General features: G+C 61.9%; 7 protein-coding genes and 1 pseudogene. 3 read left to right on the top strand and 5 right to left on the bottom strand.

The window, feature by feature from the left end; genetic code table 11:
- Positions 1 to 64 precede the first annotated feature (64 nt).
- A complete protein-coding gene (locus tag IVB22_RS37490) occupies positions 65 to 3,571 on the top strand; it encodes a PAS domain S-box protein (protein ID WP_247522171.1) in 3,507 nt (1,168 codons plus the stop codon).
- A gap of 58 nt (positions 3,572 to 3,629) precedes the next feature.
- On the opposite strand, the gene IVB22_RS37495 is transcribed toward IVB22_RS37490, so the two are convergent.
- The gene (locus IVB22_RS37495; RefSeq protein WP_247522172.1) at positions 3,630 to 4,271 is read right to left on the bottom strand and encodes a response regulator transcription factor; all 642 of its coding nucleotides are present in this window, start codon (positions 4,269 to 4,271) and stop codon (positions 3,630 to 3,632) included.
- Positions 4,272 to 4,413: 142 nt separating this feature from the next.
- Between IVB22_RS37495 and IVB22_RS37500 the strand changes: the two genes are divergently transcribed.
- Together IVB22_RS37500 and IVB22_RS37505 are read left to right on the top strand one after the other, a co-directional pair.
- Positions 4,414 to 4,731 (top strand): hypothetical protein, encoded by a 318-nt coding sequence (locus tag IVB22_RS37500; RefSeq protein ID WP_247522173.1) that lies wholly within the window; start codon positions 4,414 to 4,416, stop codon positions 4,729 to 4,731.
- A gap of 52 nt (positions 4,732 to 4,783) precedes the next feature.
- Positions 4,784 to 6,571, top strand: coding sequence for a bifunctional diguanylate cyclase/phosphodiesterase (locus IVB22_RS37505; protein WP_247522174.1), 1,788 nt, complete (start codon positions 4,784 to 4,786; stop codon positions 6,569 to 6,571).
- Between the two features lie 54 nt (positions 6,572 to 6,625).
- Here IVB22_RS37505 and IVB22_RS37510 read toward each other — a convergent pair whose 3' ends face one another.
- The 4 genes and pseudogenes from IVB22_RS37510 to IVB22_RS37525 form a co-directional block, all read right to left on the bottom strand.
- Entirely contained in the window at positions 6,626 to 6,949 is a 324-nt protein-coding gene (locus IVB22_RS37510; protein ID WP_247522175.1) for a PilZ domain-containing protein, read from the bottom strand.
- Positions 6,950 to 6,952: 3 nt separating this feature from the next.
- Complete coding sequence (locus tag IVB22_RS37515; RefSeq protein ID WP_247522176.1) at positions 6,953 to 7,825, bottom strand: protein-glutamate O-methyltransferase CheR; 873 nt, start codon at positions 7,823 to 7,825, stop codon at positions 6,953 to 6,955.
- Between the two features lie 31 nt (positions 7,826 to 7,856).
- A complete protein-coding gene (locus IVB22_RS37520) occupies positions 7,857 to 8,246 on the bottom strand; it encodes a PleD family two-component system response regulator (RefSeq protein ID WP_247522177.1) in 390 nt (129 codons plus the stop codon).
- Positions 8,247 to 8,273: 27 nt separating this feature from the next.
- Positions 8,274 to 8,393: pseudogene (locus IVB22_RS37525) on the bottom strand (chemotaxis protein CheW); the annotation flags it as partial.

Consider the following 8,393-nt stretch of genomic DNA (forward strand, 5'->3'; position numbering starts at 1 on the left):
GCGCCATAGCATCCGACGGTCCGGCAGTTCGCCGGATCGGAGCGGAAGGGCGAGCGAACCCAACATGACGCTCACAACCAGGCTTGCAATCGCGATGATTGCATTGGTCGCGATCGCGGTTTCCGCGGTCGGATGGTTGAACTATCGCAACCTGGAACAGGCACTCCTGCTCCGCGCCCGCGACCGCATCGAGACTCATTCGCGGCAGCTCGCCACCGACCTCGAATACTACGCGGCCAGCGCGATCGGAGATGTTGCGGCCACTCGTTCCGCGGTGGCGCTGCAAGGATTGGTCCGCGCCCGCAGATCGGGAGGCATAGATCCGGTCGATGGCGTCTCCGAAAAGACCTGGCGGGACCGGCTGGCATCACGTTTCGCGGCCGAACTCGAAGCCAAGCCCGCCTATGCGATGCTTCGGATCATCGGCCTTGACGATGATGGCCGTGAGCTTGTCCGCGTCGATCGCGCAGGACCGAACGACACAGTTCGGATCGTGCCCGAAGAGGGATTGCGGGCGAGAAACAATCGCAGTTACTTCCCGGAAACGATCCGGCTAGGCCCCGGACAAATCTACGTCTCGTCGCTCGATCTGGGTCGCCGGAACGGACTGATCGAGGAGGTGCACAGGCCGACGCTTCGCATCGCGACGCCGATATTCGCAGACGACGGCAAACGATTCGGCATTTTCATGATCAATCTCGACATGCGGCGCGCGTTCGACCGTGTCCGGTCGTCGGTGTTGCCTGGCGAGACCATATACGTCGTCAACAAGCAGGGCGACTATCTCATTCACCCGGATCGGTCGCGCGAGTTCGGCTGGTTGCTCGGCAAGCCAAACAACTGGAAAGCCGACTTCCCGCACCTGGCGTCGCAGGCCGGGGCCACGCAAGGCAGCGCGGACATAGTTCCGGATCAAGCCGCACAGCCGGGTGGAATAGCCCTCTCGCCTGCCCTGCTGGCCGGCGTCGAATGGGTTGGCGTCATCGAAACCGCCCCTAACGCCGTTATCATGGCGCCGGCCGCAAGCATCAGAAATACATCCCTTCTCGTTGGCGGGATCGCGGTGTTGTGCGCGGCAGTGCTGGCCCTGCTGGTCGCGAGGTCGCTGACCCGCCCGATCGTGCAGTTAACCGAAGCCGTGCAGGGAGTGGCAAGTAACAAGAAGATTGCCATTCCGGTCGAAGCCCGCGGCGAGACCGGTGTACTCGCGCGCGCGTTTGCACAAGCAATCGGCGAAGTGAATGCAAAGACCGCCGCGCTCCAGCAAGAGGTGCAGGAACATCGCCGCACCATCGCCGCGCGCGACCATCATGCCGAGCGGGAACGGCTGTTCAGCGCGGCGGTCGAATCCTCCAACGACGCCATCATCACGACGTCGCTCGACGGCACCATCACCGGCTGGAACTCGGCGGCGGAGCGGCTGTTCGGATACAACGCGGCGGAAGCCACGGGCAAGAACATCACGCTGCTGGTGCCCGAAGATCGACTGCCGGAGTTGCAGGACACGCTGCGCCGGATCGGCTGGGGCGAAAGCATCGAGCACAGTGAAACGGTACGGATGAGAAAAGGCGGTCAGCGGATCGAAGTCTCGCTCAGCATATCCCCCATCAAGTCCCCCTCAGGCGCGACCATCGGCATCTCGAAGGTGGCGCGCGACATCACCGAAGCCAACAAGACCAGGCAGGTGCTGCGGCGGCAGACCGAAGAGCTTCGTCGCATCTTCGAGACCTCGCAGGATCTGATCATGGTGATGGATTCCAGAGGACTCCTGGTTCAGATCAGCCCGAGCTGCGAGGCCATATTGGGCTACCGACCGGAGGAAATGATCGGCCACAGCGGGGCTGACTTCGTTCATCCCGACCATCTTGAAACCTCCCGCCGGGAAATGCGCGCGGCACGGCGCGGGCAGCGCCCGAAGATTTCCGATACACGCTGCATTCACAAGGACGGGCGGGAGGTGTGGCTGTCATGGCTCGGAACATGGTCCGAGCCTGCCAGGCGCTTCTTCTTCGTCGGCCGCGACATGACCGAGAGTCGGCTGGCGCAGGAGACGCTACGCGAAAGCGAGCAGCTCGCGCGCGGCATCATCGACACCGCGCTCGATGCTTTCGTCCAGGTCGACGAGAAGGGCCTTGTCCGCGACTGGAATGCGCAGGCCGAAAATATCTTCGGCTGGCCGCGCGATGAAGCGCTCGGCAGGAATGTGTTCGATCTGATGGGCCAGCCGGACGGGCAAGGACCTCTCAAGAAAGCCCTGCAATCCTTCCTGCTTTCCGGCGACGAGGTCGTCCGTCAGCCCCGCCGCGAACTCCGGATCATGCGGCGGGACGGAACGGAGATCACGGCTGAACTGAGCATCGCCGCGCTGAAGACGCGTGAGGGCTTCGTGTTCAACGGATTCGTCCGCGACCTCACCGACAGGATCACGGCCGAGGACAGGATCCGGCAGGCCGAGAAGATGGAGGCGATGGGCCAGCTGACCGGCGGCATCGCGCACGATTTCAACAATATCCTAACCGTGATCACGGGAACGATCGAAATTCTGGCCGACGCGGTCAAGGGCGAACCGCAGCTTGCCGCCATTACGCGAATGATCGACGAGGCCGCCTCGCGCGGCGCCGACCTCACCCAGCACCTGCTCGCATTCGCGCGCAAGCAGCCGCTCGAACCAAAGGTGACCGATGTCAACACGCTGATCATCGACACCGCGAAACTGCTGCAGCGGACGCTCGGCGAGCATGTCGAGATCGAATCCGTGTTCGAAGACGAGACCTGTCCGACGATCGTCGACCCCAATCAACTCGCCACCGCGATCCTCAATCTGGCCCTCAACGCCCGCGACGCCATGCCGGGCGGCGGCAAGCTGATCATCGAGACCGGCTTCGTCATTCTCGATGAAAATTATGCGAGGATGCATAGCGACGTCCGGCCCGGCCGCTACACCATGATCGCGGTGAGCGATACCGGAACCGGCATCCCTGCCGCAATGCTCGACAAGGTATTCAATCCGTTCTTCACCTCGAAGGGACCCGGCAGGGGCACCGGCCTTGGGCTGAGCATGGTGTATGGCTTTATCAAGCAATCGGCCGGGCACATCATGATCTACAGCGAGGAGGGCCACGGCACGACGATCAAGATGTATCTGCCACCGGCCATGGGCGCCTTGCCGGCCGCCGAGCCGGCGCTGGCGCTGGCCGTCGAGGGCGGCCATGAAACAATTCTGGTCGTGGAAGATGATACGCTGGTGCGCAACTATGTGCTGACGCAACTGCATTCACTCGGTTACGTCACGCTGGATGCGGCGAACGCGAGCGACGCTCTGGTGCTCGTCCACACCGGCCATCCGTTCGACCTGCTGTTCACCGACGTGATCATGCCCGGCATGAACGGCCGCCAGCTCGCCGACGAGATGTTGAAGGTCAGGCCCGGCTTAAGGGTACTGTTCACCTCGGGCTATACCGAGAATGCTATCATTCATCACGGTCGGCTCGACGAAGGCGTATTGCTGCTCGCCAAGCCTTATCGGAAATCGGATATGGCGATCATGATCCGCAAGGCGCTCGCTGATTGATCGCCGCCGTGGCGCCGCATCCGGCTTGCATGCAATCAGACTATCACCGAACCTATGGTCAGATCTGGCCCTGACGCTGCGTTGTCATCACGATCCGGACCAGGTCAGCCGCATTCCGTGCGCCGAGCTTCTTCATGATATTGGCGCGGTGGTCCTCGATCGTGCGCGGGCTGATCCCGAGATGACGCCCCGCTTCCTTGTTGGACGCGCCGGCGGTGAACTGCTCCAGCACCTCGCGTTCGCGTCGCGTGAGCGGTTCGCGTCCTGGAAAATGCAGGGTCGCAATGCGCGATGGCGCGTTTTGCGCCTGTCGGCGAGCGTAAGCCTCGATCGCTTCATCGAGTCTTGCCACGATTTCACTGCCGCGAAACGGCTTTTCGATGAAGTCCAGCGCGCCGTTCTTGATGGCGCTGACCGCCATGGCGATATCGCCCTGCCCCGAGATCATGAAGATCGGTGCAGGGTAGTCCTCACCATGCAGCTCTCTCAGAATATCGAGACCGGACTTACCGGGGATATGCACATCGAGCAGAATACAGGCTGGGGTCCGCGTTCGTGCAATCGCCAGCAAAGCGGCACCGTCGGCGAAACAGATGACCTGATAGCCACCCGCCGTCAGGACCATCGAAAGCGTGTCGCGAACGGCTGGGTCGTCATCGACTACGAAGATCTCCCCACGGGAGGGGGCTTTCTCAGCCATGTTCCATCGTCCATGCGTGGTTGAATGTGACTCACACTCGGATAACGGTATCGAACGCCATACCGGACCGTATTTGTACGGGACCGCGGCTTAACGCACAAGTAGCAACGCACGCCTAAAAAAGTAACTAAGGAGTGCTCCCATGCAGAATGCAGCAGGCGACGGCGTCGCACAGGCGTCCGACGACCAGAATGGCGCCTACCGCGCCACGGTTTCGGACCTCGTCAGCTTGGTCGAGCACGTCCAGAAGTGCCTGCGACTGATCGAACAGACGATCGTGGGGGAAACTTCGCCCCGCATCGCGGAGAGTTCCACCAATGTCATTGTGCTCGACGACGTATCTCCCCGCTACATGAAGGCTGCTGCCGCGCTGCAAGCCTGCGACGTCAGTCTTGGCACCGCCCTGCGCTCCCTGCTGGATTCCAGCGATAGCGATCCCTGTGCCGCAAGCTGCCGATGATTTCGGTCATGGGCGCGTAAGGCGACACACCGCCGCCCCGCTGGAGCGTACGATGTTCCTCCACCGCAAATTTTCTCTCGGATTTTCTCGCGCGGTTAATCACCTGCTGCGATCGCGGGCCGGCATCCGGCATGCCACAGATGCGGCGGCGGACCCGGACACCGCCACGACGATGGAGAAGCTCGACGCGGCGCTCAACAATATGAGCCACGGCCTTTGCATGTTCGGGCCGGACAATCGCCTGCTGTTATGGAACGATCGTTACGTCAAAATGTACAAACTGGCGCCCGACCGCCTGCGCGTCGGATGCACGCTCGACGAAATGCTCGAGGCGCGCAAGGCGGCGGGCACGGCCTATCGGGACCTCGGACAATACGGATCGAAGCTGCGGGAGGTGATAACGACGCGTAGCCCCGACGGCCTCGTCGCCGAACTCGACGACAGCCGCATCGTCAACGTTTCGTACCGGCCGACGCAAAACGGCTGCTGGGTGTCGATCCACGAGGACATCACCGAGCGCGCGCAAAACGAGGCAAGGATCGCGCATCTGGCATTTCACGACCAACTCACCGGCCTGCCGAACCGGACGGCGTTCAACGAGCGCATCGCAAACACTCTGCAGTTGGCGGCCGGCAATGCCTCGTTTGCGGTGCTGTGCGTTGACGTCGATCAGTTCAAGGAGATCAACGACGTCTACGGCCATTCGACCGGCGACCGGTTTCTGGTAGAAGTCGGCTACCGGCTGACGTCGGCCTGCAACGAATCGTTCCTGGCCCGGCTCGGCGCGGACGAATTCATCATCGTCTCGCCCGATGGCCCGCAACCGGCGACGGCGCAGGAACTCTGCGCCCATCTTGCCACCGTCCTCGACCAACCGGTTTGCATCGACGGCTATGAGATCGAGAGCAGTCTTACGATCGGGGCCAGCATCTACCCCCGCGACGGCGCCGATGCGGATACCCTGGCCGCCAGTGCCGAGACCGCGCTTTATCGCGCCAAAGCCGACCAGCGCGGCAGCACGCGATTCTTCGAGCCTGCGATGGGCCGCCAGATCCGGGAAAAGCGCGCGCTGCAGCACGACATCAGGGCAGCTCTGACGAAGAACGAACTGGAATTGCATTTCCAGCCCCAGGCCCTGCCCAATGGAAGGATCTTCGGCTTCGAGGCGTTGCTACGCTGGCGGCATCCGCTGCGCGGCCTGGTGCCTCCGGGGGTCTTCATTCCGCTGGCGGAAGAGATCGGCGCGATCGGCCCGATCGATGAATGGGTGCTGCGCGAAGCCTGCCGGGAAGCCGCTTCCTGGCGACGGCCGCTCACCATCGCGGTAAACCTGTCGCCGGTCGACTTCCGGCGGGGCGACGTGGCAGCGATGATCCTTGCGACGCTCGTGGAAACCGGTCTCGATCCACAACGCCTTGAAGTCGAAATCACCGAGGGCGTGCTGTTCGAGGATTTCGAGCGCGCCCTCGCCATCCTGCGCCGGATCAAGGGCCTCGGCGTGCGCATCGCGATGGACGATTTCGGCACCGGCTATTCATCGCTGTCCTACCTGCAGGACTTTCCATTCGACAAGATCAAGATCGACCAGACTTTCATCTCCAGGATTGGCGACAGCTTTCAGGCCGGCGCCATTATTCACGCCATTCTGAGACTTGGGCGCACGCTCGCTCTGCCGGTCATTGCGGAGGGCGTCGAGACCGAGGAGCAGCGGGAGTTCCTCGCGCGGGAAGGGTGTCAGATTCAGGGCTATTTGATCGGCCGGCCGGAGCCGATCGCGCATTACCGGCATCTGGTGGCGGGTCTTGCCGGCGCGCGCGAGAACATCGTCGGCGTCGGTTGAACCGGAAAAATCGCCTGCGCTGCGCCGGAGCATTGACTCCGCAGCGTACCGGCTTCAGTTCATCATCTCTTTGTCTTTTGACGATGCGCTCGGCCGCTTCTTGGCGTGCTTGCCTCTCAGGAAACGGATGTCCATTTCCGTGCCGTTGACGCGAACGAGTTCGCACCGGCGATAGGCGAGGCCGGTCGACGACAGCAGCAGGAAGAACTCCTTGAGATTGAGACCTTGAATGGAGCCTTCGACGGTCAGCGTGGCGTCGGCGTCCGAGATCGCGTTGAGTTGGCAGTCCCTGCGCCAGGTCCCGTCGATCGCCATGATGCAGACGTCATAGCCCCGGCTGAACGTGACCCGCTCCGCGCTTTTGCCGTCCTCTGTCATCGCTCACCGTCCCGCCATCGCCGCAAATTTTGGCATCGACGTTGCACCCTGCGCAGACGCGGCACGCGCACCGCTCGGCCGATAGAGACCGCGCTTGTCCGGGAACGGCTTGAAGACATCAGTCAGGCCGACGACCGTTTCCGCCGCGCCCAGCACCAGGAAGCCATCGCCTTCCATCGCCTTGGCGAGACGGCCGAAGATATTGATCTTGGTGTCTTGATCGAAATAGATCAGGACGTTGCGGCAGAAGATGACGTCAAATGTGCCAAGCTGGGAGAAATCGTGCAGCAGGTTCAGCTGCCGGTGCTGGACCATGGCGCGCAGCTCCGGGTTGATCTGCCAGAGCTCACCATTCTGCTTGAAATATTTGACGAGCAGTTGAATCGGAAGGCCGCGCTGGACCTCGAACTGGCTATAGACGCCCGATTTCGATTTCTCGAGCACTTCCGTGGACAGGTCGGTCGCGATGATTTCGACGCGCCATCCAGCAAGCGCGGCGCCCATTTCCTTCAGCGACATGGCAAGCGAATACGGCTCCTGGCCGGTCGAGCCGGCGGCGCACCATATCCTGATGCTCTTTCGCCCGGCGCGCGCCTTCAACACGTCAGGCATGATCGTATCGCGGAAGTGCTCGAACGGCACCTTGTCGCGGAAGAAGAAGGTTTCGTTGGTGGTCATGGCTTCGACCACCTGGGCGATGATCGATGACGATCCGCCCTTCATTTTCTGCACGAGTTCGCTGATGCCCGACACGCCGCATTTGCGCGACAGCGGAAGCAGGCGGCTTTCGATCAGGTATTGCTTGTCTGCGGACAGGTCGAGACCGGAATGATCCTTCAGGAGCTTACGCAGATACTCATAGTCTGGCGGGGTCACGGGCGGCCTCTCAAGGGCAAGCGGATAAAATTTAGACCGTGCTCTGTTCGTTGAGCGCGACCAGACCGACTTCCTGGAATTTTGCCGCGACGATGTCCTTGTCGAACGGCTTCATGATGTATTCGTTGGCACCGGCATGCAGCGCGCGCGAGATATGGTCCATGCCGTTCTCGGTGGTGCAGAATACTACCTTTGGCACGTCGCCGCCGGGCAAGCGGCGCAGATTGCCGAGGAATTCGTAGCCATCCATGACGGGCATGTTCCAGTCGAGCAGAACTGCGTCAGGCATGACCTCCTTGCAGGACGCAAGCGCCTGCTCGCCGTCCTCGGCCTCGGTGATCTGGAAGTTCATGTCTTCCAGGATGCGGCGCGCGATCTTTCGCACGACGCTGGAGTCATCGACCACAAGACAGGTTTTCATTTTCGCCTCCTTGCTTGACGAGCGGCGCTACGCTACGAGGGCTGTTTTCGGCACGATTTCGAGAACGCGATCGACGTCGAGGACGACCATGAGCTGACCGTCGAGACGGTGAACGCCGCCGGCGAGCTTGGCCATGCGGGGATCGAA

It is taken from the genome of Bradyrhizobium sp. 190 (genome assembly GCF_023073415.1).
Classification (GTDB): domain Bacteria; phylum Pseudomonadota; class Alphaproteobacteria; order Rhizobiales; family Xanthobacteraceae; genus Bradyrhizobium.